Annotated in this window: 19 protein-coding genes and 1 pseudogene; 13 read left to right on the forward strand and 7 right to left on the reverse strand. The window is 45.7% G+C overall.

What is annotated here, in order from left to right:
* Nucleotides 1-277 precede the first annotated feature (277 nt).
* The 6 genes from AU387_RS16930 to AU387_RS16955 are packed head-to-tail and all read left to right on the forward strand — an operon-like array spanning nucleotide 278 to nucleotide 2212.
* The gene (locus AU387_RS16930) at nucleotides 278-499 is read left to right on the forward strand and encodes a spore germination protein (protein WP_010333672.1); all 222 of its coding nucleotides are present in this window, start codon (nucleotides 278-280) and stop codon (nucleotides 497-499) included.
* Between the two features lie 14 nt (nucleotides 500-513).
* Nucleotides 514-747 (forward strand): spore germination protein GerPB, encoded by a 234-nt coding sequence (locus AU387_RS16935; protein ID WP_059336323.1) that lies wholly within the window; start codon nucleotides 514-516, stop codon nucleotides 745-747.
* 24 nt (nucleotides 748-771) lie between these two features.
* Nucleotides 772-1389, forward strand: a complete 618-nt coding sequence (gene gerPC, locus AU387_RS16940; RefSeq protein ID WP_059336324.1) for a spore germination protein GerPC — start codon at nucleotides 772-774, stop codon at nucleotides 1387-1389.
* Complete coding sequence (gerPD, locus tag AU387_RS16945; RefSeq protein WP_024120844.1) at nucleotides 1386-1568, forward strand: spore germination protein GerPD; 183 nt, start codon at nucleotides 1386-1388, stop codon at nucleotides 1566-1568. Before gerPC ends, gerPD begins: the two co-directional genes overlap by 4 nt.
* A complete protein-coding gene (locus AU387_RS16950; protein ID WP_044156475.1) occupies nucleotides 1561-1962 on the forward strand; it encodes a spore germination protein GerPE in 402 nt (133 codons plus the stop codon). Before gerPD ends, AU387_RS16950 begins: the two co-directional genes overlap by 8 nt.
* Before the next feature lie 31 nt (nucleotides 1963-1993).
* Nucleotides 1994-2212 (forward strand): spore germination protein, encoded by a 219-nt coding sequence (locus AU387_RS16955; protein ID WP_010333667.1) that lies wholly within the window; start codon nucleotides 1994-1996, stop codon nucleotides 2210-2212.
* 33 nt (nucleotides 2213-2245) lie between these two features.
* Here AU387_RS16955 and AU387_RS16960 read toward each other — a convergent pair whose 3' ends face one another.
* The 5 genes from AU387_RS16960 to addB form a co-directional block, all read right to left on the reverse strand.
* Nucleotides 2246-2548: an HNH endonuclease family protein gene (locus AU387_RS16960; protein ID WP_044156476.1), complete on the reverse strand. Its 303-nt coding sequence runs from the start codon at nucleotides 2546-2548 to the stop codon at nucleotides 2246-2248.
* A gap of 13 nt (nucleotides 2549-2561) precedes the next feature.
* Nucleotides 2562-5954 (reverse strand): exonuclease subunit SbcC, encoded by a 3393-nt coding sequence (gene sbcC, locus AU387_RS16965; RefSeq protein ID WP_059336326.1) that lies wholly within the window; start codon nucleotides 5952-5954, stop codon nucleotides 2562-2564.
* The gene (gene sbcD, locus AU387_RS16970) at nucleotides 5951-7129 is read right to left on the reverse strand and encodes an exonuclease subunit SbcD (protein ID WP_059336328.1); all 1179 of its coding nucleotides are present in this window, start codon (nucleotides 7127-7129) and stop codon (nucleotides 5951-5953) included. The genes sbcC and sbcD overlap by 4 nt, the downstream gene beginning before the upstream one ends.
* Before the next feature lie 71 nt (nucleotides 7130-7200).
* Complete coding sequence (gene addA / locus AU387_RS16975; RefSeq protein ID WP_059336330.1) at nucleotides 7201-10905, reverse strand: helicase-exonuclease AddAB subunit AddA; 3705 nt, start codon at nucleotides 10903-10905, stop codon at nucleotides 7201-7203.
* Nucleotides 10892-14392 carry a helicase-exonuclease AddAB subunit AddB gene (gene addB / locus AU387_RS16980; RefSeq protein WP_059336331.1) on the reverse strand — a complete coding sequence of 1167 codons (3501 nt, stop codon included), beginning with the start codon at nucleotides 14390-14392 and terminating at the stop codon, nucleotides 10892-10894. The genes addA and addB overlap by 14 nt, the downstream gene beginning before the upstream one ends.
* Nucleotides 14393-14576: 184 nt before the next feature.
* Between addB and AU387_RS16985 the strand changes: the two genes are divergently transcribed.
* Both AU387_RS16985 and AU387_RS16990 read left to right on the forward strand, forming a co-directional pair.
* A complete protein-coding gene (locus AU387_RS16985; RefSeq protein ID WP_044156482.1) occupies nucleotides 14577-15014 on the forward strand; it encodes a ferritin family protein in 438 nt (145 codons plus the stop codon).
* A 128-nt stretch (nucleotides 15015-15142) separates the two neighbouring features.
* A complete protein-coding gene (locus AU387_RS16990; protein WP_044156484.1) occupies nucleotides 15143-15457 on the forward strand; it encodes a four-helix bundle copper-binding protein in 315 nt (104 codons plus the stop codon).
* Between the two features lie 33 nt (nucleotides 15458-15490).
* Here AU387_RS16990 and AU387_RS16995 read toward each other — a convergent pair whose 3' ends face one another.
* On the reverse strand, nucleotides 15491-17221 hold the full coding sequence (locus tag AU387_RS16995; protein ID WP_059336333.1) for an SgrR family transcriptional regulator: 1731 nt from the start codon (nucleotides 17219-17221) through the stop codon (nucleotides 15491-15493).
* A 114-nt stretch (nucleotides 17222-17335) separates the two neighbouring features.
* Here AU387_RS16995 and AU387_RS17000 point away from each other — a divergent pair.
* Nucleotides 17336-18537: pseudogene (locus tag AU387_RS17000) on the forward strand (MDR family MFS transporter).
* A 107-nt stretch (nucleotides 18538-18644) separates the two neighbouring features.
* The gene (locus AU387_RS17005; RefSeq protein ID WP_059336335.1) at nucleotides 18645-19799 is read left to right on the forward strand and encodes an AbrB family transcriptional regulator; all 1155 of its coding nucleotides are present in this window, start codon (nucleotides 18645-18647) and stop codon (nucleotides 19797-19799) included.
* 411 nt (nucleotides 19800-20210) lie between these two features.
* Here AU387_RS17005 and ntdR read toward each other — a convergent pair whose 3' ends face one another.
* A complete protein-coding gene (gene ntdR / locus AU387_RS17010; protein ID WP_024120832.1) occupies nucleotides 20211-21200 on the reverse strand; it encodes an NTD biosynthesis operon transcriptional regulator NtdR in 990 nt (329 codons plus the stop codon).
* A 105-nt stretch (nucleotides 21201-21305) separates the two neighbouring features.
* On the opposite strand from ntdR, the gene ntdA reads away from it, so the two are divergent.
* Genes ntdA through ntdC form a run of 3 tightly spaced genes read left to right on the forward strand, consistent with a single transcriptional unit; the run spans nucleotide 21306 to nucleotide 24518 of the window.
* Nucleotides 21306-22631 (forward strand): 3-dehydro-glucose-6-phosphate--glutamate transaminase, encoded by a 1326-nt coding sequence (gene ntdA / locus AU387_RS17015; protein ID WP_059336337.1) that lies wholly within the window; start codon nucleotides 21306-21308, stop codon nucleotides 22629-22631.
* Nucleotides 22603-23448: a kanosamine-6-phosphate phosphatase gene (gene ntdB, locus AU387_RS17020; RefSeq protein ID WP_059336339.1), complete on the forward strand. Its 846-nt coding sequence runs from the start codon at nucleotides 22603-22605 to the stop codon at nucleotides 23446-23448. The genes ntdA and ntdB overlap by 29 nt, the downstream gene beginning before the upstream one ends.
* Before the next feature lie 17 nt (nucleotides 23449-23465).
* Nucleotides 23466-24518, forward strand: a complete 1053-nt coding sequence (gene ntdC, locus AU387_RS17025) for a glucose-6-phosphate 3-dehydrogenase NdtC (protein ID WP_044156492.1) — start codon at nucleotides 23466-23468, stop codon at nucleotides 24516-24518.
* The last annotated feature ends 36 nt before the right edge of the window (nucleotides 24519-24554 follow it).

Below are 24554 nucleotides of genomic sequence, written 5' to 3' on the forward strand. Positions count from 1 at the left end.
TACACCAACGCAACACAATATACAATCACGCAGGCGGATAGCGGCAGCATCGCCGCATTTCCGCTTGGCCATATACAATACCCAGCTTCTGAATATTTAAACTTTCATCTGGAAAAATAAAAGGATTTTTTTATACATCTCTCCGGCATGTCCCCATTTAATTTTCTCTCACACAAATGTGCGTTTGTCATAAGCTATCGTGAATAGCCCAGCAGAAACAAATCTTGTCCTTACTTGACCTGCCTTTTTTCAATTTTACAACAAAGGATGTGCTCGTATGCCGGCAATTGTCGGAGCGTTTAAAATTAATGCGGTCGGTACGAGCGGAGTCGTTCATATCGGAGACTGCATTACCATTTCTCCTCAAGCCGAGGTCAGAACGTTTGCCGGGGCAGGCAGCTTTAATACCGGTGACAGTCTGAAGGTGATGAATTATAAAAACGCAACGAATGTGTACGACAATGATGTGGTTGATCAGCCGATCGCAGGCAATGCGTAAAGGAGTGGTGCTTCATGAATTTTTATATCAATCAAACCATCCAAATTAACTATCTCCGGCTGGAATCAATCAGCAACTCCTCCATACTTCAAATCGGGAGCGCCGGATCTATTAAGTCTCTTTCAAACTTGTATAATACGGGCAGCTATGTGGAACCCGCACCTGATGTTTCCGCTTTGGGGGAACAGGGTGAATCGGAAGGGCCCGATACAGGATCATTGGTCCCGCTCCAGCCCCCTGGCCGTTAATAATAAGATGAGAGGTGAAAGAACATGTATGATCAATCCATTTCCTCTTACTTGCAAAATTTGAATTCCTTCGTTCAGCAGCAGGCGCTGCATATTCAGCAGCTCGAACGCCAGCTGAAAGAGATGCAAACTGAAATGAATACGATGAAACAGCGGCCGGCCACAACCATTGAGCGTGTGGAATATAAATTTGATCAGCTGAAAATCGAACGGCTCGACGGCACGCTGAATATCGGTTTAAATCCGACAGACCCGAACAGCGTTCAAAACTTTGAAGTGAGCCAGACTACACCGGACATCGGAATGATGCAGCAGGAAGAGAGCGCCCAGCTCATGCAGCAAATCCGGCAGAACGTCGACATGTACTTAACCGAGGAAATCCCGGCTGTTTTGGAGCAGCTAGAAAACCAATATGACAGCAGGCTTGACGACACAAACCGGCATCATGTAATTGAGGACATCAGAAAACAAATAGACAGCCGGATTCATTATTATATGTCCCATATCAAAAAAGAAGAAAACACGCCGCCCAAACAATATGCGGAACATATCGCTGAGCATGTGAAGCGTGACGCGATCCGTGCTGTGGAACATTTTCTCGAACATATCCCCTCCGAGATGAAAGGAGATGAGCAAGCATGATCTTTACCGTCGTCAACCGCAGCCTGGAAGTCGGAGATATCCGCATGAATGGTGTATCCAGTTCCTCTGTTTTCCAAATTGGAGATGCAGAATCCATCTATTTATCGTCTATTTTCGATACGCCGCCTGAATCTCTTATTATCGGTCCGTTTGCTCCGCTGCCGTCGAATCATGCTTAAGCGTATATCACGCATCAGACAGATTAAATTTAACTCACTCGGAATATCAAGCGTATTTCAAGCAGGCGATACAAACGAAATTGATATGAAAATAAAAGTGCTCGCTGTTCAGCGCTCGCTTTCAACGTTTTATGAAAATGAGGGCTCATTTAACAGAAAGGAGTACCCTATTTTTGATCAGCACGCTGTGAAGCTTCTTCCGGAAACGGGCGTGCAAACCGCTTTTTGCCATGAGGTGCCTGTCATTCATGTCCGCAACATCAAAATTCAAGGGGTCTCATCCTCTTCCGTTTTTCATGCAGGCTCAGCTTCGGTCGTACGCGGCGACGCGCGGATTAAACATATCCGTCAGATTTTCCCTCCAAACTCACAATCGTCCGGCACGGGCATATAATAAACAGAGACTTCTATAAAGGGTGTCGTCTATGCCAGCAATTGTCGGGCCTATAGCTATCAATTCCATATCGGGCGGAGTCGTGAACTTTGGTGATTCCTTTTACCTTTCTCCGAAAAGCTCTTCAAAATCTGCGCTCGGTTCGGGAGCAGGAAACACGGGAGATTTCCTTCTTTTAAACAACGCAGTCAACGCGACAAATTATATAGACCCCGATGTCAGCGATCAGGATATGGTTGGAAACGGATAAAAAGCAGCCGCTCTGCAAAGAGAGGGCTGCTTTTTATTTTTTCTTTTTCCGTTCATTGGACTTCTTTGTTTTAATCAGCTTTTCAGGCGGCTGTTTTCTGATCCATTTGACAAACCGGGCAAGCTGCGGATCGTTTCTGAGCGCTTCTATTCCGGACAGTCGAACTGCCAGCTCCTGATTTGTATACAAGGCATGGATCTGTTTATGGCAAGGGATGCAAAGCATCGCAGTCGGCAGGAACGTTCCGCCTTCTTCCTTCGGTGTGAGATGGTGCTCTGTCAGCTGAACATCGCTCCTGCCGCACAGCTCACATATCCCGACAGTCTGTTTTGCCACATCCGCGCCCCCCTTACATCATCTCAAGTGTTACCCTTGTGCCGCGTCCGCTAGGTTCAGCCGGATGTACGATCAGCTTTTTCGGAAGCCGCGCCCGCAGTTCCTGCACATGGCTGATCACGCCGACAGACAGATTGTCTGACTGCAGTTTTTCCAAGGCGGTGACAACCGTATCAAGCAGATCTTGGTCAAGCGTTCCAAACCCTTCATCCAAGAAAAAGAACTGCAGCGGGTATTCACCGCGAAGCTGAATCTGCGCAGACAGCGCGAGAGCAAGAGAAAGCGAGGTAAGGAAGGTCTCCCCTCCTGACAAGCTTGATACCGGGCGCTTAACGCCTCCATTGGCATCATCCCGCATCACAAATCCGCCTTCTGAATCCACTTCAATGGCATAACGCTGTCTTGTCAGCACGCCGAGCCGTGCTGACGCATCCCGTGCAACACTTTCAAGCTGTTCCTCAGCTAAAAATTCAACGAACGTATTGCCTTTAAATACTGCTTGAAGCTTGTCCAGCCTGTCGATATGGGTCTGCCATTTTTTCAGCTCAGCTTCAATTTCATTGAAACGTTTGTGATGGTCGCGGATCACAGCCAGTGCTTTGGCCGCCGCTCCTTTTTCTTCCATAGCAGTCCCAAATGCCTCCTCGGCTTCTTTTAAGGACGTGACGGTTTCGTTCCATTCACTTTCGGATAAGGATCTGCCGGCGAGCTTATCAGACACACGTTTTAAGTTTGCGGCATTTTGCTTACATTTATCCAGAAACTGGTCAATACTGCCTTTGATCTTTTCAAGCTCATCAGCTGGGATGAGACTGCGCTCCACCTCGTCAGCCCGGACAAAGCGGGTACTTTTCGCATGTTCAAGCCAATCCGCTTCCGCTTTTTTCAACCTTTCTTCCGCTTCCTTAAGCGTATGCTCGCTTGCTGAAGCGCGGCTTTTTGCCTGATTGAGCATCATTTGGGCGTTTTGCAGCTCTTCATATAGAGATTGCTCTTTTTCCCTTAAACACTTCAGATCCTGCTGAACTGAACGAAGCTTCGTTTGGATGGAATCCTCTTTTACATAGTCTCCGAGTTCCTGCTGATAATCAGCTATGACGCCCTTCGTACGTTCTGCGGCATAGTGAAGCTCCAGTTTTTCCCTTTCAAGCTGATGGCTTGATTCCCGCAGCTGATCCTTTTGTGACTCATGCTCAGAAAGAAAAGCGATACTGCGTTCAATTCGTTTCTCGCATTCTTCCGCGGCCCGGTCCTTTTCTTCGATGGCTTGCTGCCATTTTTCCGCTTCATCCAGAGATTGGCCTTCAAATGCTTCATGAAACATCTTCTGCTGGCTGTCCATCGAGGACTTAAGCTCTGCGATCATGCTGCCAATACGGTCAGCCTCTCTTTTTTCAAAACTCATTCTCTCGTTAAGCTGTTCAGCTTTTTTTAATGATTCCTGATATGTGCCGATCATTTGGGTCATTCGTGTTTTGACTGACAGGATGTCTTGTTTGATTTGCTTCCATTCTATTTTTGCGGCATGAAATGCTTCCTGCACCGGCTGATTCTCGCAGGAAGCAGCTGCCTCAAGAGTCGGCGCTTGAATCGATTTCAAAAACGGACACTGCTCGAGAAAGCGGGCGGACTGCTCTTCAAGTGTGATTTTGGCAGAAAGAATCTCCTGACTGAGCGCCGCCGCTTCTGACAGCAAATCTTCTGTCTGTTTGATTTCTGCTTCAACGTTGCGATCCGGCTCATATGTCCCATGTGCTGAGGCAGACGGATCATGATCGGTTGAACCGCAGACCGGGCAAGGTTTTCCGGCAATCAGTTTTTCCGATAACTCCTTGGTAAGTGCCGCCATTCTTGCTTTCTCACGCTGAGTATGGAGTGTGTTTTGTCGCTGTTTTGCCTGATCACAAGTACGCGTAAGGGACCGTTCCGTCTCGCAGACCATATGATATACAGCTTGAACAGCCTCATATGCCTGTATGATTTTATTTTCTTCCGCTTCAGCCTTTTGAACAAATGTGTTCTTTTCCTCATTCATCTTCTGTAATACAAGTTTCAATGCGTCAATGCGTTTTTTCTCTTTTCCCAGCTGCTCCTCAGTCTGTCTGATCCGCAAAGCCATTTCAGCGGCCTGCTGGCAGCTTTTCCGCTCATCAGTGGTTACCTGCAAGGTTTTGAGCTGCTGTTTTAATTCCGTCTGTCTGTTTTGTCCCCTTGAAAGACGGTCGGTTACGGTTTCTAATTCCTTCATGACAGATTGAAGATTTTCGGCCTTCTGCTGAAGTTCAGCCTGTTTGCGCTCTGCCTCCTGCTGGGCCTCTCTCAATTTGATTTCGATCTCCTGCAAGCGGAAGAGCTGTTCCTGCTCAGCTAAAAGCTCTGGCTCTTTGTCGCTTTTATGGCGGCGCCACGCTTCATATTCTTCATTCTTTTGCTGAAAGAAAGCGGTGCGTTCTGTTAAATCCTTTTGGGCAAGCACTTCTTCCCTCGCGGCCTTCTCCTCATGCTGTACCGCTTCCAGGTACCGGTCCGCATACGGCTTTAGAGCGGCTGCTGTTTCCGCTTCCGCCAGGCGTTTTTGCATGCTGCCGACATGCGGTTCTTCCTCTTCAAGCCGCTTTTTCTCTGCTTCATAAACGATTTTTTCCTTTTGGACATTCCAGATCTCTTGATGCTCCGCAAACCGTTCTTTTATTTGATCACGATTTTTCCGCACTGATTCCAGTTTGGCTTCCGCTTGTTCAAGCGCTTGTTCAGCTTGTTCAACCGCTTCTGAACTCGCCTCTCCGAGACCCGATTGCTCTGCAAGCATTTCGTTTTTTCTCGCATTGGCTTCCTGCGCCTGCCGTCTCAGCTTTTTCACAAGGCGGTCTCCATACTGTTCCAAATTGAATAAACGCTGAAGCATATGCCTGCGTTCCGCCCCTTTTAAGGAAAGAAATTCAGCAAACTTCCCTTGCGGCAGCACAACTGCTCTCGTAAAGTCGTCGATGGTCAGCCCCAAGAGCTCCTCGACTCTTTTGTTCACTTCATTGGCCTTATCAGCAAGCACGGTTTGCTCATCCTTGATCTCGATGAAACGGCAAAGCGCTGTTTTCACCTTCATTTCATCCGTTCTCTTAAACACGCGCTCGACTTTGTAAGAGGTTTGATGATTGGTCTGAAGCGCAAAGGTAAAGGAAACAGTCAGCGAATCTTCCGCATGATTTAAGATCCCGTGCGTATTGTTCGCCGCCCGCTCTACCTTTCCGTATAAAGCAAGGGTCATCGCATCAAGGATCGAGGATTTACCGCTTCCTGTCGGTCCGAAAATACCGAAGACACCTGCACCGGAAAGGCTGTCAAAATCTATCGTCTGCTCCTCCCTAAAGCTGTGGAGCCCTTTTATCGTTAAGGCGATCGGCTTCATCTTGCTTCCTCCTCATCTTCTGCGCCTGATGCAAGCTCTAAAAACAGCTTCACCATTTCATCATCCGGCACTGCGCCGCCTGTCTGTTTTTCATAAAATTTCTTAAAACGGTCTTCGATGGACACATGCTTAACCTCGATCCGTTCGCGCTCAATGTTTTGTTCTTCAAAGACCGGCCTGATATGGATAAAGCCCGGATGTGCTTTTCGCAGTCGGTGAATGTCTTCAAGTGACAGCTGGTCCGTTACACGGATTTCAAGATCAATCCAGGCATTCTGATCCCTGCCTTCATCGAGCCAGCTGTATACCTCGCTTAAACCATTTGCCGCTTTCCATTTTACGAGAGACTTGCCGCTTGATAATAAAACCTCATGCCAAGAGGCCTCTTCGCCCGGCTTTGCGTCTACAATGGTCGCCGATTTGGCGTAGCCTGCCTCAGAAAAGCTGTAGGCCAGCGGAGATCCAGAATACCGCGCAAGCGTTCGCGCCCGTTTAATCGTTTGCGGCCGATGCAAATGGCCAAGCGCCACGTAAGCGGCGTCCGCCGGCAGGCTTTCAGCGGCCACCGTATAAGCGCCGCCGACTTCAATCGGCCGCTCCGAGTCCGTTTGATTGCCGCCCGCAACATAAATATGGCTGGCCGCAATCTTTACGGCGTCTTTTCGAAAGCGGCTTGTGATCTGTTCAAATGCCTGCCTGATTTTCACATCATAGTGATCACGGAGAAGTTTCTCATCAAATGTATCGGAAAGAACTTCATTTAACCGTGCCTCAGACGGATATGCCAGCGCTCCGACAGCCAAAAGCTCACCTGCTGAAGGCACTTCTATATGAAGCGGTTCAGTTGTCGGATAGCCGATTAAATAAATGCCGTTCTCATGCGTCAGCGGTGAAGCAGCGGACAATCTGTCAGGATTATCATGGTTTCCGGCAATGACAGCGATCGGGCGCTTTCCTCTGTCACTGAGAGCGGACAGGCTTTCATAAAATAACTGCTCGGCTAAAGCCGGCGGGTTCACGGTATCAAACGCGTCTCCCGCCATCACAATAGCGTCGATCTGCTCTTCCTTTACGATTGTATTCAGTTCGTCCAATACATCCGCCTGTTCACTCAGCCTGCTTCTTCCTTCAAGCGTTTTTCCTAGATGCCAGTCAGCCGTATGTAAAATCCGCAAATGCGTTCACCTCTCTTTTGTATAGAAAACGAGATCCGCTCCGTCTGAATTCCCGGAGCTTATGGATCTCGTTATAAAGTCAGAATGTGCCCTCCGTCAAAGAAATAAAGCGCACACCCTTTTACCTTTGTTTGAGCAATTTGTTCAACGGCCCTTGTGTACAGCTGAATTTGCGTTTCATATCTCTTTTTCAGGATCGGGGCTGCTCCTTCAAAGCCGTGCTGGAATTTACCCTCAATCCGGTCTGTTTTATAGTCCAGCAAATATAAGCCATCCTCTGTTTCGTAGAGACAATCGATGATCCCCTGCACCAATAGCGGCTCATCCGCCTCTTTCGCATCAGGATAAATCTCTTTTGCCGGAAGCGCCAAACTGAATGGAACTTCGCGGTTCTTCCATGTAGCGCCGATCAGTTTTTCGCCAATTTCCGTATGGAAAAATTGAACGATTTCCTCAATATTGATAGCGGATTGCTGTTCTTCGGTGAGCAGCTCTTTTTCATAAAGATGCTGCACTGTCCGCTCCGCTTCTTCTATCGTCGGCACATGTGTCAGCGGAATATGCTGCATGACCGTATGCATAGCTGTTCCTTTTTCTGCTGCTGTCAGGCCTTTTTTCATCATGAAAGCCGGGCGTCTGTACAGAATGCTTCCATCAGCCGGTTTAACGGGCGCCCGCCCGCTGTATTCGTCTTCGTACTCTCTTCTTCTCTTAATCTCAGAAACGGACTGCTTCGTGCGAATTTGTGTCACCTCGTGATGCGAATACTTCCAGGCCAGCCGCTCGCGAGCTTTTTCCTCAAATGCAAACGGGCCGGGAACCGGTTCGCCACGGCGGATCGCTTCAAGACGTTCGCTTTTTTCTTCCAGTCTCTCTTCCAGCTCATCATCAAGCAGATCATATGAATGGATCATTTGAATAGCAAAGCGGGCCGGATGGCCTGATATATCAGAAACCGTTGCCGCGCCGCCCTCAGCCAAAGACTCCAAGTCTCTGTGTCTGACAAGAGCAGGTCCGATGAAATCCAAATACGTTTTCGCCTGATAGCGGTCAAATTCCGGCAGAAGCCAGTCAGCTTGGGACGCGGATGCCTGCCATTTTGCCAGCTGTTTCTGATGATCCTTGCATGAGCCTACAAGAAACAGCTTTTCCTTTGCCCTCGTTAAAGCAACATAGAGGACACGCAATTCCTCAGACAGCAGTTCCCTGCGCATTTTTTTCTTCATCGCGATGAGCGGAAGCGTCGGATAGCTGATGCGCCATTCAGGATGGATAAATTTCGTGCCAAACCCAAGCTCCTTGTCCAGCAGGTAGGATTTGTTGAGATCCATCATGTTGAAATTCCGGCCGAGTCCCGCTGTGAAAACGACTGGGAATTCGAGCCCTTTGCTGCTGTGAATCGTCATTAAACGGACAACATCCTCCTGTTCGCTTAACGCTCTCGCCGTTCCCAGATCATCGCCGCGTTCCTGCATGCGTTCGATAAACCTCAAGAAGCGAAACAGGCCGCGAAATGCCGTCGATTCATATTGGCGCGCCCGGTCATAAAGGACACGCAAGTTAGCCTGGCGCTGTTTTCCGCCCGGCATCCCGCCGACATAATCCATATATTTTGTGTCGCGGTACACTTCCCAGATCAGCTCGGACACCGAATGGTTTTTCGAAAAAGCGCGCCACTTTTGCAAATGTCCGTAAAACGTTTGCAGCTTTTGATAGAGCTCATCGTTTCGGTCGCCGGCTGCCAGATAGTCTTTCATTGCTTCATAGTACGGCGCCTTTTTGTTTTCAAGCCGGATCAAAGACAGCTCGTTCTCGTCAGCACCGACAATCGGTGAACGCAGAACGGAAGCAAGCGGAATATCCTGATACGGGTTATCAATCACCTTCAGGACAGAAAGCACCACAGACACTTCCACCGCATCAAAGTAGCCTGATGTTAAATTGGCGTAAACCGGTATGCCCTGAGCTCTCAGTTCCTCCATGATTTGCGGCGCCCACGGCATGGATCGCAGCAAAATCACGATATCGCGGTATTGAATATTGCGGTGTGTTTTCGTTTTCCCGTCATATACCTTAAATGGCGATGAGATCAGCTTGCGTATTTCCTTGGCGATCGCTTTTGCTTCGAACTGCACCGTTTCCAGCTCTTCCGCTTCCTCACCTGCGTCCGCCTCCTCTGACTTGTCAATCAACAGCAGCTCTGTTTCCGTTTCGCTGTTTTCCGGATACGCCGCTCCGAGTTTCAGCTCAGCCTGTTCATCATAATCGACCTCGCCGATTTTGCCGCCCATCAGCTGTTTGAACAAAAAGTTTGTGCTGTCTAAAATATCAGCCCTGCTTCGAAAGTTTTTGTTCAAATCGATTTTCCGGCCCGTACCTTCTCCGCTCTCTGTAAACCGTTTGTACTTGGAGAGAAAAAGAAGCGGCTCCGCAAGCCTGAATCGATAAATCGACTGTTTGACATCTCCTACCATAAACAGATTGCCTGTCTCTTCCGGCCCGCTTGTGACGAGCTGAAGAATGGATTCCTGCACCAGGTTGGTATCCTGGTATTCATCGACAAGCACCTCATGAAACTGCTCTTGATAAAATCTTGCCGCCTCACTCGGCTCACGTTCGCCTTTTTCGTTCACAGCGGTCAAGATGGACAGGCAATAATGCTCCAAATCAGAAAAATCGATGAGCGATTTCTCCTGCTTCGCGGCTTCAAACCGTTTCCCGTAGCTGATAACAAGCTGGACGAGTGTTTCAATGACAGGCTCCATGTCAGCCAAACTTTTTACATGCTGCTCCGGGCTTCTGGTGAAGTAATCGGTTTTGAGTTTTTCAAGCAGTTTTTTGGCGCCATTTCGTAAGTCTGTCGCTTCATCAAGCAAGACGGGATCAAACTCGTCCCCTTTCACCGCTTTTGCACGCTTAAAGGAGACAGCGGGCACGCGCTGATAAAGTTCATTGAAGTCATCCTGATGCTGAATCAGGTCATCAATCTGCGCGAGATCATCGAGAAAATTTTCAGCGCGCGGCGCCGGTCCGCCCGGCGCTTTTGTCAGCTCAAGGGCACGCTGGAGCTTTTCCTTTGCTCCGTCCAGCACCATCGCAATATCTTCTTTGACATACGGATAAAACGGCAGTTCCTCGATCGCGCTCTTTTCTGTTACATCATACAAATGAACAAAACTTTTCAGCCATGTCTCCGGATCAGGGTGGGAACGGGAATACTCATACACCTGTTTCACGAGATATTGCAGATCTAAGTCATGCCGGTCAGTCGTGTAACGGTCGACAAGCTCAAAGAACGCCTTATCACCCTTTGCATATTCATCCTCAAACAGCTCATCAAGCACCTCGTCCCCGAGAAGCTCACCTTCTGTCTGATCAGCAATCCGAAAGCCCGGATCAAGATCAATCAGATAGTAATATTTTTTCAGCACCTGCAGGCAAAACGAATGAAGCGTTGAAATGCTGGCCCGGTTTAATAGCGACAGCTGGCGTCGGATATGCAGCGATCCTGGGCGTTTCACCAGCTCTTTTTCCAGTGCATCCGCGATCCGGTGTTTCATCTCTGCTGCTGAGGCGTTTGTAAAGGTGACAACGAGAAGCCGGTCTACATCAATCGGATTTTCTTCCGCCGTGATTTTCCGGATCATTCTTTCGACAAGAACAGCGGTTTTACCGGAGCCTGCCGCCGCTGCCACAAGGATATCCTGGCCGGTTGAGACGATGGCATTCCACTGGTCATCTGTCCATGTGCTGTCTGCCGGTTTAGGAATGTTCATTGCCATCAGCCTCCTTCTTTATCCAATCAAGTACCGTCTTGTCCTTTTCGGCCTTTAACAGACGATACTCGTTTTCTTCTAATGATTCATCAAATTGGCATACTGATTTGAACGCACAGTATGTGCAAGGCGTCTTGTTCTTCATTTTATACGGCTCAATGGATACGCGCCCGTCAGTGATTTGCTCGCCTGCTTCTTGGAAGGTGCGGCGCACATGCTTCGTCAACAGCTCAAATTCTTTTTCACCGACTGCCGCTGAATCCGATCTGAGTGAGCCGTCTTTCTTCAGGCCCGCATTGATGATATTTGATCTTCCTTCTTGAAGGGTTGTATCCATGAGGCGAATCGCTTCCTGATCACCGAGGAGGAGGCCCTTCATCTTAAATTTCTTAAAAATTTCCTGTTCAATTTCATCAAGTCCGAGCGGAAGATTCGATTGTATCATCGGGTCATGAATATGGAAATACAGCACTCCGGCCGGCGTGGCTTTCATTCCTAGCCAGTCTAACGAATGTGTAATCGATAGATCCAGATACGTCAGCATTTGCAGCGCAAGTCCGTAATACACTTCCGCCAAGTCAAGGCCTTTATCGCTGGATTTATAGTCGACAATTCGGAGGAGCAGGCCTTTAGAGCTTTCCGCTTTATCCACGCGGTCAATCCGCCCGACGAGCTCCATCGTACAGCCGTTTTTCAGCTTAAAGGTAAGCGGCGGGAGCGGGCCCTTTCCGCCAAAGCCCAATTCAAGGCCGATCGGCACGAATCCGCTCGCTTTCGCATGCTCGCTTAAAATGCCGGACACGCGTGTCACAATTTTTTGCAGTTTTTCCTTCACGTAATAATGTCTGTTTGAACTGAGCAGAATTTCTTTTTGCAGTTTCGGCGCCAGCCGCTCGACCGCATCATAAGAAAACAGCTCGCACTGCTCCTTCGTTAGGTCGCGCCAATCTATTTTGTGCTCGCGCAGCCGGTCTGAAATCAGTTTTAAACTCGAATGAAAGAGCTGCCCGATATCCGGTGCTTCAAGCTTAAAAAATTGACGTTCCTTCAGATACAGCCCGTGAGACGCAAAATGGGAGAACGGACAAGCGTTAAAGGTTTCCATCCTCGACACGCTCCCTTGAATGCGTTCCCCATAGAGCTGTCTCGATACAGAGCGTTCAAGCTGCTTGACTTCATTTCGGAAAAACAGGCTAGAGAAAAGCTTTTTCGACTCCAGCCTGTCAGGTTCATTCATCAGCGCATTGTACGCGCTCCACCAGACATCACTGATCTCATATTCCCTCGTCCATAATCTGAGCTGGCTAGCGGTATATGATTGTGCCACGCTTTTATTGACAAGGTACATAAGCTGTTCCTCATCGCTGACCTGCTCCGGTTCATTTGTCAATAGACGCTCACGATGCTGCGGAAACAGTTCTTCCAGCCGCTTGATTACAATCGACGGCAAAAGCGTTTTCCCTTCCGCATCAGCAATCGGATACGTCACATAAAGGCGGTCAGAAGGGCTTGAAAGCGCCATATAGATGAGGAAATGCTCATCAAGCAGACGCTCCCGCCCGCCGGAGGAAAGCTCAATACCTATCGTCTTCAGCCACTCACGATCATCATCCGACAGCACCCCGTTTTCGTCAGGGCGAGCCGGCAGGACGCCGTCGTTTGCCCCGATCACAAAGGTGCATGAGGTGCCGTATATTCTGGACAAATCCATATTGCCGACAAACACCTGATCAAGCGCCGGAGGGATGAGAGAGAATGTCAGCGACTCTGCACCGGTCTCCATCATTTGCTGAAACAAATCGAGAGAAATGTCATCTTCGCCCATCATTTCCACAAACTCCTCAAGCAGCTGAATGACTGCATCCCACGCCTGCTGGTGCTGCTGTGCTTCAATGATTCTGCCGTCTTCCTCAGCCCGCTGTCTTTCCTGATCCAGCTTCAGCGGCACATCCGTCTCTTCTAAATAACGGTAAAGCGCCTCCGCCTTCTCTTGAACCGTTTTTGCTTTTTTCATTCGTTTCTGCAGCTGGAACAGCGGCGGAACAATCCAATCGCGCGTGTCATTCAGCATGTTTTCCATTTCGATTTCTTGATCGGTCTGCGCAAATTCATCATCTAACGACACAAAACGTCTGTAATGGAAACGATCGCCCTTTGTCCAGCGATCGCCTTTGATCCCGTAAGCGATACAGTAATTCTCCAGCTGATCAACCTGCTCTCTTACCTTGGCCTTCGGCTGGTTAAGCGGGAATAACAGTTCGGTTTTCACGCAGCGGAACACCGCTTCATAACGCCAATTTCCCTTTAATACGTCAAGGCTTGACCGGATAAATTCTACTAACGGGTGGTTCAGCATAGAAGTTTTCCCGTCAATAAAATAAGGAATCTCGTAATCTGCAAATACTTCCTTGACCATATCCTTATAGTCTTCCGGCTGACGCGCTAGAATCGCCATATCCTTATAACGGTAGCCCTTCTCTCTGACAAGACTGTGGATTTCCCGGGCAATACCTTCCAGCTCTGCTCGTCTGTTAGCGGCCTGCATCACAGTAAAAGCCTCTTGTTTCTCAGCAAACGGAATAACCGGACGCGCTTCATACTGTGCTTCTAAATGGGCCAATTCCGGTGCGCGTTTGTGCCGCTTTGATTCATCAAGCTCTTTATAGGTGATGTCCAGATTCAGTTCCTTTGCAGCCTGGTGCAAGCGATAATACGTTTTTCCCGTCATTCTGAACAAATCAAGTTCCTGCGGCTCCCCCTCATGTGACGGCTTGTCCGCTGTGAGTGAAAACGTGATATGCTCTGCCTGAAGCATAAGCTGCTCTAACACCCTGAATTCCTGCGGTGTAAACTGATAAAAGCCGTCTACATAGACATGTGCCCCTTTCAAATCTTCCGCCTGCGGGATATGCTCTGCCAATAGTGTCAAATAATCCTCAGAATGAAGATACTGATCCTCAAGGCTTTTTTCCATCTGCTGGTACAGGATCGATAAATCATGAAGCTTTTCAGATAAAACACGTTCCCCCCGATACTCGGAAGCTGTTCCGCTATCCGCCATCCGGCGAATATCTTCCGGTTCCAGACAGTATCTCTTAAACTCAGTCAGCATCCGTTCTACCTGTGCGGTAAAACCGCTTTTATCACTTGCTTTTTGATAGACTTTAAACTCCTGTTTGTGCTCTTCAATGAGCTTCCGCAGGAGCATCTGTACGCCCGTGCTCGTAAGAAACGGCCTGCTCATTCCTCCCGTATGCTGGAGGACGCGCCAGGCCAGTCGTGAAAAGCTGAAGACTTGAGCACGAATCATGCCGCCCGTATCAGGCGTTTTAGCAAGCTCGTATTCCATTAAAAACGTCATTTGATCCGGGACTAGAAAAATGATCGGTTTCCCGAATGGAGCCCGGCGCAGTTCATCTTGAATACTGTCGATGATCAGCTTCGTTTTTCCACTCCCGGACCTGCCTACTAAAAACTCTGCTCCCAAATTAGAAGACCCCTCTCTTTTTATCTGTTTATATTTTATCGAATAATGACGAAAATGACCAATCTGATCTATTGGTAAAAACGGCCTTTTCATTTATAAGAAGCTGAATTTCTCCGCACATGTTTTCTGGCCTCACATATACTTTTACAGAAGCCCAATTCCTTAAGAATGGAGTTGAACCCCCTTGTATTACAGCTATTTTCCTTATCCAGCGCAATACCGGGAAGACCCTGTTTTGATTCAAAATCTCCAGAAAGCCATCAACGGAGAATTCAGCGCGGTTCAATGCTATCGCAGGCTTGCTGAACTTGCCCACCCTGCTGATGTCAGAAAACAAATTGAAGAAATCAGGCGCGATGAGATCCGCCATCTCCGTGATTTCTCCTCATTATACGGAGCCATTACAGGCAAACCTATCATGCCGAAACAAACAGAAAAATGCCCGGACACTTTTACAAGAGGACTTGATGCCGCTTTTAAAGATGAACAGAAAACCGTTGACTTTTACTTACGCGCAGCTGAGGAAACCTCAAATGTAAAGGCAAAGGGTATCTTTACGCGCGCCGCACGAGATGAACAAAACCATGCTGTCTGGTTTTTATACTATTTGATGGATCGCTAGCACCTGATTTTGATCGACACGATCAGATTATATTTACACCATCTCCCCCTAAAACACACTCCACTGTTTTTCTTAACCTCAGCCGGGAAACATAAAATCATACACGAACATATGAGGGGGAATCAAGCATGCAGCAAACCATTGAAGCTTGTATCACATGTATGGAAGCTTGCAACCATTGTTTTACAAAATGTTTGGAAGAAAGTGCGCACCACGATCTGAGCGGCTGCATCCGGCTTGACAGGGAATGTGCGGATATTTGCGCGCTGGCAGTGAAAGCCATGCAAACGGACAGCCCCTTTATGAAAGAAATTTGCGCACTTTGCGCCGATATTTGTGAAGCCTGCGGCACTGAATGCGAAAAGCATGATCATGATCATTGCCAAGCGTGTGCGACGTCTTGTTTTGCCTGCGCCGATCACTGCCGCAAAATGGCTGCGTAACGAAGCATGAGAGGGGTCAAATGAGAGCCCTCTTCACTCTTTTGACAGCCATACAGAGTAAAAATCAATCCACCCCTCTTCATCCAGCATCAGACCCTCAACAGTCTCACTCGATGCTACCTCAAGCACATTTTGATACAGCGGAATCGCGCTGACATCTCCTATAATCTGACAGTCAATTTGTTTTACTATATTCATTCTGGAAGACCTGTCGGGCAATGAGAAAAACCGTTCTATCATTTCTGAAAATGTCCGTTTCTGTTCATCTGAAAGATGCTGATGCAAAAAGCTGTTCTCCGAAAGCAGCAAATGCAAAAAACCAAACTCGCTTTCTTCACAAAACGTTGCGCTGTCATGAATGATGTCAGCCATTTGTACGATTTCCGGGCGGCGCAAATCGGCAGCAGTACAAAATTGCAGCTCAAGCCTAATGCCGTTCCGTTCACAAACCTCTTGAATCCATGCTGCGTCCTCGCGATGATCCGTTTCAGAAAAGGTAAACAGTGACAGCATTTCCCCCGCATATCCGCTTTTTTTCATTAATTCCGCAGGTGAAGCGTCTCCCCAGTCAAAAGGCGCCGGGTGAAAAAAAGATGATACCGGATTGCTTCTGTGCCCTCCCGCCTCACGAACGAGCTGTTCAGACGAAATCAGCAGCCGAAGGGCTTTTCTCAAGCCCGGATGCTGAAGCGGCCCTTTCTTTCTGAGGTTTAGTGACAAATATTGAACATGCCGTTCTTCAAAAACAGTTTGCCGCTCAGAAGGTTTCTGTTTTTCTCGAAGGGTAAAACCGTACATATCATCTGCTTGCTCAGAAAACACAAACTCAATACGATCTAAGAATGCCCGGCCTTTAAAGTACCGCTCGTTGGCTTGAAGAATGAGCATGTGTTCGTCATGCTGAACAAGGCAAAAAGGTCCCGTCCCATTCACCCCGCCGTTCGTTTCTGCCGGCAGGATAGACAGCCGTTCATCACAAAGAATATATGGCAAAAGCTCATTCGGCTGATCGAGCTCAATGTCCACACAAAAAGGCCCTTTCTCTGAAATCCGTTCAACACCTTTCAGCATCCATTTATATGGATTTTCATCATGATCCATAAAACGCTGAAACGTAAATACAACATCCCTTGACGTCAATGGCTTTCCATTATGAAAAGAAACGCCTTTCCGAAGAAAAAATCTCCACCGTTTTTTCCCCGCCTTATTCCATCCGTGGATTAAATGCGGCTGCGGCTCTCTCTTTTCCCGATCAAATCGGAGCAGTGTATCATAAATCTGCTTGACAAAATGGCCCTCTGACCGCAGAAAGATCCTGCACGGATCAAAACTGCTTACCGCTGCTGGGGCTATAAACAAGCGCAGCACATCCTGTTCACCATCCTGTCCGGTTTCTGTTACAAAACCGAACACCTCAGAAAACCACATGTCATACCTATTTTGAATCCCCGGAAACGCCGGCTGATACTGGTCAAGCAGTCCTTTTGCTTTTTCAAGTTTACCGGCTGTTGTATATTCCTTGGCAGTTTGAAGCAGCAAATCTTCCGGCTGACGGAGAAAAGCGATTTTTGATTTATGGCCGCGCCCCGATCCGCTTTCGCGAATGATCCACTTTTCGCTCTCCATCTTACGTAAAATCAGCTTCGCATTTCTCTCTGTACAATATAAACATGCCGCAATCTCACTGAGCGGCATTTCCTTCATCTGTCCCGGTTCGCCGCTCTCAGCTTTTGCGAGCGTCACATAATGGTCAATTAGCTTCAATCCCTGACCTCCTGACAAAAAAGGGGAATCTTTTTCTCTTATTTTCTTCTCTTTTTGGCCCGCCGCCCCTTCTATACACTACTACTATATCAAACAGCGAAAGGCGGAAATTACATGTTTATCCTCTTCCAATCAATTACATCCCGCTACACAGCACCCGTTTGGCTCCGATTTTTCGGCGAAATGCTGACAAGCCTGACAGGGGCCATGATGGGGCCGTTTATGGTGCTGTATCTGCATGAGCAATTAAACGGAAGCGTGATGCTTCCCATGCTGATCATCAGTCTTCAGCCCTTCGCTGATATTTGCCTGACACTCATAGCGGGACGGGTGACAGATCAGCTCGGACGGCGAACAGCGATCCTTACTGCCCTGCTTCTGCAAACAGCGGCAATGGCGGGTTTTGTTTTAGCTCACGATGCATATTTTTTCGCTTTCCTTTATATCCTCAACGGCATCGGAAGATCCCTGTACATTCCTGCATCACGCGCACAGATTGCCGAAAGCACGCCGGAAAACAGACGGTCGGAAGTTTTTGCCGTCATCAATGCCATCTACTCAGCAGGCTTGACAGCAGGTCCGCTGCTTGGGCTGCTGCTGTACGCTCATGATCCCGTTTGGATATTTGCATTAGATGCCGCGGCACTGTTCATTTATTTTCTTATCGCCGCCTTTAAATTACCAGAAACAAAGCCGCTAAAAGCAGATCATCCCGCAGCATTATCCGCGAGTTTCACAAGATATCGGCCTGTTTTGATCCTTTTGCTGCTTTCTCTCCCAATCAGCATGTTATACGCGCAAACAGAAACGACATACAGGCTGTTCAGCAAAAGTATGTTTCCTGATTACCTGTCCATGCTGGCAATCTACTCGGCGGCAAAAGCTTTATTAAGCTTTGTTCTTCAAGTCCCTTTAGTAAAATGGACAGAAAAGTTTCCGATGAAAACGATTCTTCTCATCACCTATATCAGCTACTCACTTGCGGCCGCCGGCTTTGCATTCTCAACATCTTTGACGCTGCTTATGCTGACTGCGGCCGTGATGACGGTTGGAGAAAGCATCGGACTCACTCATATCCAAACCTTTATTTCCCGGCTGGCGCCGCCGCATATGCTCGGCCGTTTCTATGCGATATACGGCTTGCATTGGGATATTTCACGGTCAATCGGGCCGCTGGCCGGCGGACTGATCCTGACTTCATTTGGCGGGGAAATCATGTTTTACACTCTTTCCGTGTGTCTTCTCGCCGCCGGTTTCTTGCAGTCTCATATCATGGAGAGGATTGAATATATGTCATAAGAAAAGTGAATGGCTGACAGAAAAAAATTCATAATTTCATTATCAACAAAAATATACTATAGTAATGATACATTCACTACATGAACAATTGGAACTGTAAGTTAATAGGAAGAAGGGTTTTATATTGAAGAAAGACAAAAATCTCCTCACAGATCTATGGTTTATCGCAATCAGTGCAGCCGGGGGGTTTATTCTTTCGTTAACCGGAATATCGATCGGGTGGATGATCGGAACGCTGATTGTCGCCTGCTGTCTCGCTATGATACGGCCGGCTTGGCTGATGATGGCGCCAGACCAAAAAGGAATTAACCGCCGGTGGCTCGCTCTCGGGCAGATGATCCTCGGCATTGAATTGGGCCAAAAGCTGAACCTATCCGTTCTGTCTGTCCTCAAAGATCATTGGTTTTCGGTCGGCATCATGCTGATTTTATCGATACTTCTTGCCATGCTGTCAGGCTATGTGCTTTGGCGTTTCAGCAAAACGGATATGATGACCAGCTTTGTCGGCACGGCTCCCGGCGGACTGTCCGCCATGCCGAGTATTGCTCAGGAGGTCGGTGCCAACACCGCTATTGTCAGTCTCGTTCAAATGATGCGGGTGCTGCTCGTGGTCCTGTCTATTCCGTTTTTGGTTATCCTGATTTACGCTAAACAAGATGGCCCTGCAAATGCCGCAACACAAACGGTATCCGCTGCCACGACAGAAATCGGGCTCGCTCCCGTACTGTGGACCGGCGTTCTCATTTTCGTTGCCTGGGGAGCTTGTAAAGCGGCAAAATATTTAAAATTTCCCGCTCCGTGGCTGCTCGGCAGTATGCTCGGTGTAGCGGCCGTGCACATAGGCGGCGCTTCAATAACAGGCCATGACATGCTTGCATGGTGGCCGTCACAAGCCAACCATCTTTCGCAGATATTTCTGGGGGCTACAATCGGTTCTAAGATGTACAAAAGCATGTTTGCCGGCGTTACACGTATCATGATCGTCGGTTTCATTTCATCAGTCGGCTTAATTGCCGCTATGCTTTTAAGCGCGGTGATCGTTTCCAAACTGACAGGGATTTCGCTGATCACCTCTGTTTTGGCATTTGCACCCGGCGGCATTGCGGAAATGGCGACGACGTCTGTTACATTGCATGCCGATTCGACCTTTGTCGTTGCGGTTCAGGTCACACGCGTCATCCTTGTCATCGCCCTCTTGCCGCCGTTTTATCGTCTGCTTCACCATCTTCACGGTGAAAAAAAAGGCAAAGAGAGTTCGATAAGCGGCAGCAATGCCTAGTTGGGGAAAATCTCCATATGGTAGACTTTAGGAAGAAAAGGTTTGGGGTGACTCTATTCTGCAGAGTATGGAAGACTTCAAAATGGAGCAGGTAAGTGAAATAAAAGGATTCAAGAACTTTTAAATCGCAAACCACCAAGATGAGGAAATGTAAGTGTAAAAAGCGTCAATCCAGATATTTCGTTGTTGAGAATGCGTTGATTGAAAATTGCTGACACAAATGAATGATAAGTAAAAATGGATACAGCGTATAGAGCAATGAGTAATGAAGAATCTTTAAATAGAGCGACTTTTGGTATAAGAACATCCATAAGAATTCCAAAACAGGCTTCCTGATTGAAAAAGAGGTTACATATGAATAACCTCTTTTTCTATACAAAGATAAAATGATAAGGAAGTGAAAATCTCTAGTTACGTTGATTCTCTTATAATAAGATTTGTTGGAAGTTTAATAATTTTTCTGTTTAAAGAAGTGTTACCCGAAATATACTCGATTATTTTCAACACAGCCTGTTGACCTAATTCTATTATGGGAATATCAATTGTTGTTATGGTCGGAGTCACGACTTGGCAAATCGAATGGTTGTCAAAACCAATTACAGCTAAGTCTTCTGGGACTTTAAAGCCATTTTTTATCGCCTGTTTAATAATCCCTGCGGCGACTTGATCATTTCCTGTAAATATTGCTGAGGGTCTGTCCTTTAGATCCTTTATCTTATGAAAAACACGAAAGCCATCCTCGATATTAAACAATTCACCGAATATCCATTCGTTTCTATGATGTAAATTGTAATCTTGTAAAGCTTTCAAGTACCCCTCTCTCCTCTGACATTGAGCTTCGCTATATGGAGTATCAAAACAAAATCCAATTTTTTTATGTCCTCTTTCAATTAAATGTGCTACCCCCATGTATGCGGCTTCAAATTCATCATACCCAATGATCGTGATGTCCGCTGAGTGATGATATTCATTACACAATAAGATAGGACCATACTTTAAGAAAGGGGATATCTTATCCCATTCATTTTCTAAAGTTCCAAGAATAATGCCATCAACTTCTTTGTGTTTCAATAACTCTAATAATTCCAGCTCTGTCTGTTTGTCATAAAAGGTTTGAAATACAATGACCTTGTAATTCTTAAACAGTGCCTCATGAGAGACCCCTTTTATTAATTGAGCAAAAAATGGATGGTCGATACTCGGAACCGATAAAGCTATCGTTTGTGTCTTATTTCTCCTAAAATTCCGAGCTAAATAATTGGGAGTGTAGTCAAGATCGTTAATAGCCTCTAAGATCATATCTCTTTTTTCTTTTGATACATAAGGATGATTATTCAATACTCTTGATACTGTGGTTTTAGACACATTGCACAATTTTGCTATTTCATCAATTGTAGGCATATTTTCCCTTCCTCAAAAAAGTTATTGACATGTTATCGGTTTCAGAAATTAGGATAAATTTGTATCAAATTTTCCAGATTATAAAAATCATTGGAGGTACTGTTCATGCAAAAACAGGTTAGAGTTTCAGGTAAAAGTAAAGAAAACATGTTATTGCTAAAACATTTAAAAGGTGACATGCAAGGAAAAGAACTTGTTATTGAAGACAGTATTGCAAACGAGCGATGGAAACAAGTATTAAAAGAAAACACAGATATTGAAAACGACCTTTTCAACTACCAAAAAAATCGTGAAATCAGTAAAGTCCCTTTTATGCCTGTAGACAGATTAATAACCAATGATGAAGTGAATGATATCTTAAATACATTAACTGCAGTTTTGCCAACTGGAAAATTTACGAGTGGTTCCTATTTAGAGCAATTCGAAGTTGTTTTATCTACATATTTACATAAAAGGTATGTAATTGCAACCAGCAGTGGAACGGATGCTATTATGATAGGATTATTGGCTTTAGGGTTAAATCGTGGGGATGAAGTGATCATGCCAGCTAATAGCTTTGCAGCTACTGAAAATGCTGTGTTAGCTTTGGGCGGCGTTCCTGTCTATGTAGATATTAACCCGCAAACATTCTGCATCGATCCTAACAAAATCGAGGAAGCAATAACTCCTTATACAAAATTTATTCTGCCTGTGCATTTATACGGAAAACATTCAGACATGAAGCATATCCGTGAAATCGCAAATCGTTATCAATTGAAAGTAATTGAGGATGCTTGCCAAGGAATTGGACTGACCGACTTAGGAAAGGATGCAGACATAACTACATTAAGTTTTAATCCATATAAAAATTTTGGTGTATGTGGCAAGGCTGGAGCAATAGCAACTGATAATGAAGAACTCGCTAAAAAATGCATTCAATTTAGTTATCATGGTTTTGAAGTAAATGTGAAAAATAAGAAAGTCATCGATTTTGGACTTAACTCAAAAATGGACAATTTACAAGCAGCTATTGGTTTAGAGAGAATGAAGTATCTTTCATTAAACAACTTCAAAAGACTGTTTTTGGCGGATAGATACATTACTCAATTAGCAGAATTACAGAATAAAGGTCTTATTGAATTACCGGAATTAAGTGAAGATCATGTGTGGCATCTGTTTCCTATTAAGGTAAGAACAGAAGATAGGACAAATATCATGACGAAATTAAATGAAGATTTTGGTGTTCAAACAGATGTATATTATCCAATCCTGTCTCATATGCAAAAAACTCCTTTAGTACAGGACAAGTATACAAAACTCCAATTGGTTCATACGGAAAAAGCTCATAGCCAGGTACTGCATTTGCCATTATATCCGTCATTTACTTTAGAAGAACAAGACAGAGTAGTGGAGGGACTGTTTCATGTTATTAAGCAAGAAGTCAGAGTATAAAACCTTATCTAAGGTTGAACATCCTAAGTATATTGTTTTTTGTGATTTTGATGAAACGTATTTTCCGCATACAATCGATGAACAAAAACAACAAGAGATATATGAACTCGAAGACTATCTAGAACAAAAAAGTAAAGCCGGGGAACTGCTCATCGGATGGGTTACCGGGAGTAGTATAGAATCTATTCTCGATAAAATGGGACGAGGAAAATTTAGATATTTCCCGCATTTTATAGCTAGTGATCTTGGAACTGAAATTACGTACTTTTCAGAGCATAATTTCGGGCAGCAAGATAATGAGTGGAACAGTCGTATAAATGAAGAGTTTAGTAAAGAAAAGATTGAGATACTTGTGAAACAGTTACATGAAAATCATAACATTCTTTTGAATCCCCAAACTCAATTAGGAAAGTCACGGTATAAGCATAATTTTTATTATCAGGAACAAGATGAAATAAACGACAAGAAAAATTTATTAGCAATCGAAAAGATCTGCGAGGAATACGGAGTTTCAGTTAATATAAATCGTTGCAATCCCTTAGCAGGTGATCCAGAAGACAGCTATGATGTAGATTTTATACCCATGGGAACAGGAAAGAATGAAATTGTAAAGTTTATGCTAGAGAAATACAACCTAGATACCGAAAAAGCTATCGCATTTGGAGATAGCGGAAATGATGTTCGTATGTTACAGGCAGTAGGAAATGGATATCTACTAAAAAATGCAACACAAGAAGCCAAAAATCTGCACCAACTGATAACCGATAGTGAGTACTCAAAAGGAATTACCAATACCTTAAAAAAATTAATTGGATAATGAGGAGGAAATAGAGTATGAAGAAGATTGGTATCATAGGTGCAGGCGGTATTGCAAGAGCGCACGCAACTGCTTTATCTACAATTAAAAATGCAGAGTTAGTAGGGGTGTATGACATAAATCAACAAAATGCGGAAAGCTTTGTGAAAACTTTCGGCGGGAAGACATATGAAAATGTAGATGAACTAATTGATGTCTCAGAAGGTTTAATTGTAGCATCTCCAAACTTTTGCCATAAAGAACATGCTTTGCAAGCATTAGAAAAGCATAAGCATGTATTGTGTGAAAAGCCTATGGCTATTTCTCTTGAGGAAGCAAGCATTATGAAAGATACTGCTGAAAGGTTAGACGTAAGAGCTAGTATGGGATTTAATTATAGATATTTGTCTTACGTAAATATCTTAAAAAGCTTAATTATCAATAATGAACTAGGTAACATCCTGTCCATAAAAGTACACTTCAAGAAAAACAGCGCCCTTAGACGTAAGAAGTTTACTTGGAGAGATGACGCGAATAGTAAGAAGACCAGCGGGTCATTGGGGGATCTGGGTATTCACCTTATCGACATGGTATGGTATTTGTTCGAGAGTGATTTCATCACAGAATCAGTAAGGGCAAAGATGAACACAAATGTAAAAACAAAAGAGGATAAACAGGTACTTGTAGATGACTATGCAGAAATATACGGTCAACTGAAGAACAAGGTATTTGTAAATATCATCACATCAAAATGTTCTGTACCTGAAGACTGCGGTTTTAGCATTGAGGTAGTTGGACACAAAAAAGAGTTTAAATACCACACAGGCAACCCTCACGTTTACAAGCTCATAGATGGCTTGAACGTGGTAGACTGCCCAGTGCCGCAAAGTCTATTAAATGATCCGCCAAACGAATTTTATGGTTGGGCTGATTCTTTTAGAAGCGAGTTAATCAATTGGATTTCATCAACTCAGAAAGATTGGGTTGAGATCCCTTCTTTTCACGATGGTTTTAGATCTCAGGAAGTATTAGAAATGTTCTTTGAGAAAGATAGCAACTCTCAAACAATGTCTGTTTTAGCAGTCAACTAGTATTTCGAAGAGATAAGTTACTGAAAAAGCAGGAAT

It is taken from the genome of Bacillus halotolerans (assembly GCF_001517105.1).
Classification (GTDB): Bacteria; Bacillota; Bacilli; order Bacillales; family Bacillaceae; genus Bacillus; species Bacillus halotolerans.

What these genes read in the sequence shown, in the direction of transcription:
- AU387_RS16930 (WP_010333672.1), top strand. Translation starts at nt 278, where the DNA reads ATGCCGGCAATTGTCGGAGCGTTTAAAATTAATGCGGTCGGTACGAGC.
- AU387_RS16935 (WP_059336323.1), top strand. Translation starts at nt 514, where the DNA reads ATGAATTTTTATATCAATCAAACCATCCAAATTAACTATCTCCGGCTG.
- gerPC (WP_059336324.1), top strand. Translation starts at nt 772, where the DNA reads ATGTATGATCAATCCATTTCCTCTTACTTGCAAAATTTGAATTCCTTC.
- gerPD (WP_024120844.1), top strand. Translation starts at nt 1,386, where the DNA reads ATGATCTTTACCGTCGTCAACCGCAGCCTGGAAGTCGGAGATATCCGC.
- AU387_RS16950 (WP_044156475.1), top strand. Translation starts at nt 1,561, where the DNA reads ATGCTTAAGCGTATATCACGCATCAGACAGATTAAATTTAACTCACTC.
- AU387_RS16955 (WP_010333667.1), top strand. Translation starts at nt 1,994, where the DNA reads ATGCCAGCAATTGTCGGGCCTATAGCTATCAATTCCATATCGGGCGGA.
- sbcC (WP_059336326.1), bottom strand. Translation starts at nt 5,954, where the DNA reads ATGAAGCCGATCGCCTTAACGATAAAAGGGCTCCACAGCTTTAGGGAG.
- addA (WP_059336330.1), bottom strand. Translation starts at nt 10,905, where the DNA reads ATGAACATTCCTAAACCGGCAGACAGCACATGGACAGATGACCAGTGG.
- AU387_RS16990 (WP_044156484.1), top strand. Translation starts at nt 15,143, where the DNA reads ATGCAGCAAACCATTGAAGCTTGTATCACATGTATGGAAGCTTGCAAC.
- ntdR (WP_024120832.1), bottom strand. Translation starts at nt 21,200, where the DNA reads ATGCCTACAATTGATGAAATAGCAAAATTGTGCAATGTGTCTAAAACC.
- ntdA (WP_059336337.1), top strand. Translation starts at nt 21,306, where the DNA reads ATGCAAAAACAGGTTAGAGTTTCAGGTAAAAGTAAAGAAAACATGTTA.
- ntdB (WP_059336339.1), top strand. Translation starts at nt 22,603, where the DNA reads ATGTTATTAAGCAAGAAGTCAGAGTATAAAACCTTATCTAAGGTTGAA.
- ntdC (WP_044156492.1), top strand. Translation starts at nt 23,466, where the DNA reads ATGAAGAAGATTGGTATCATAGGTGCAGGCGGTATTGCAAGAGCGCAC.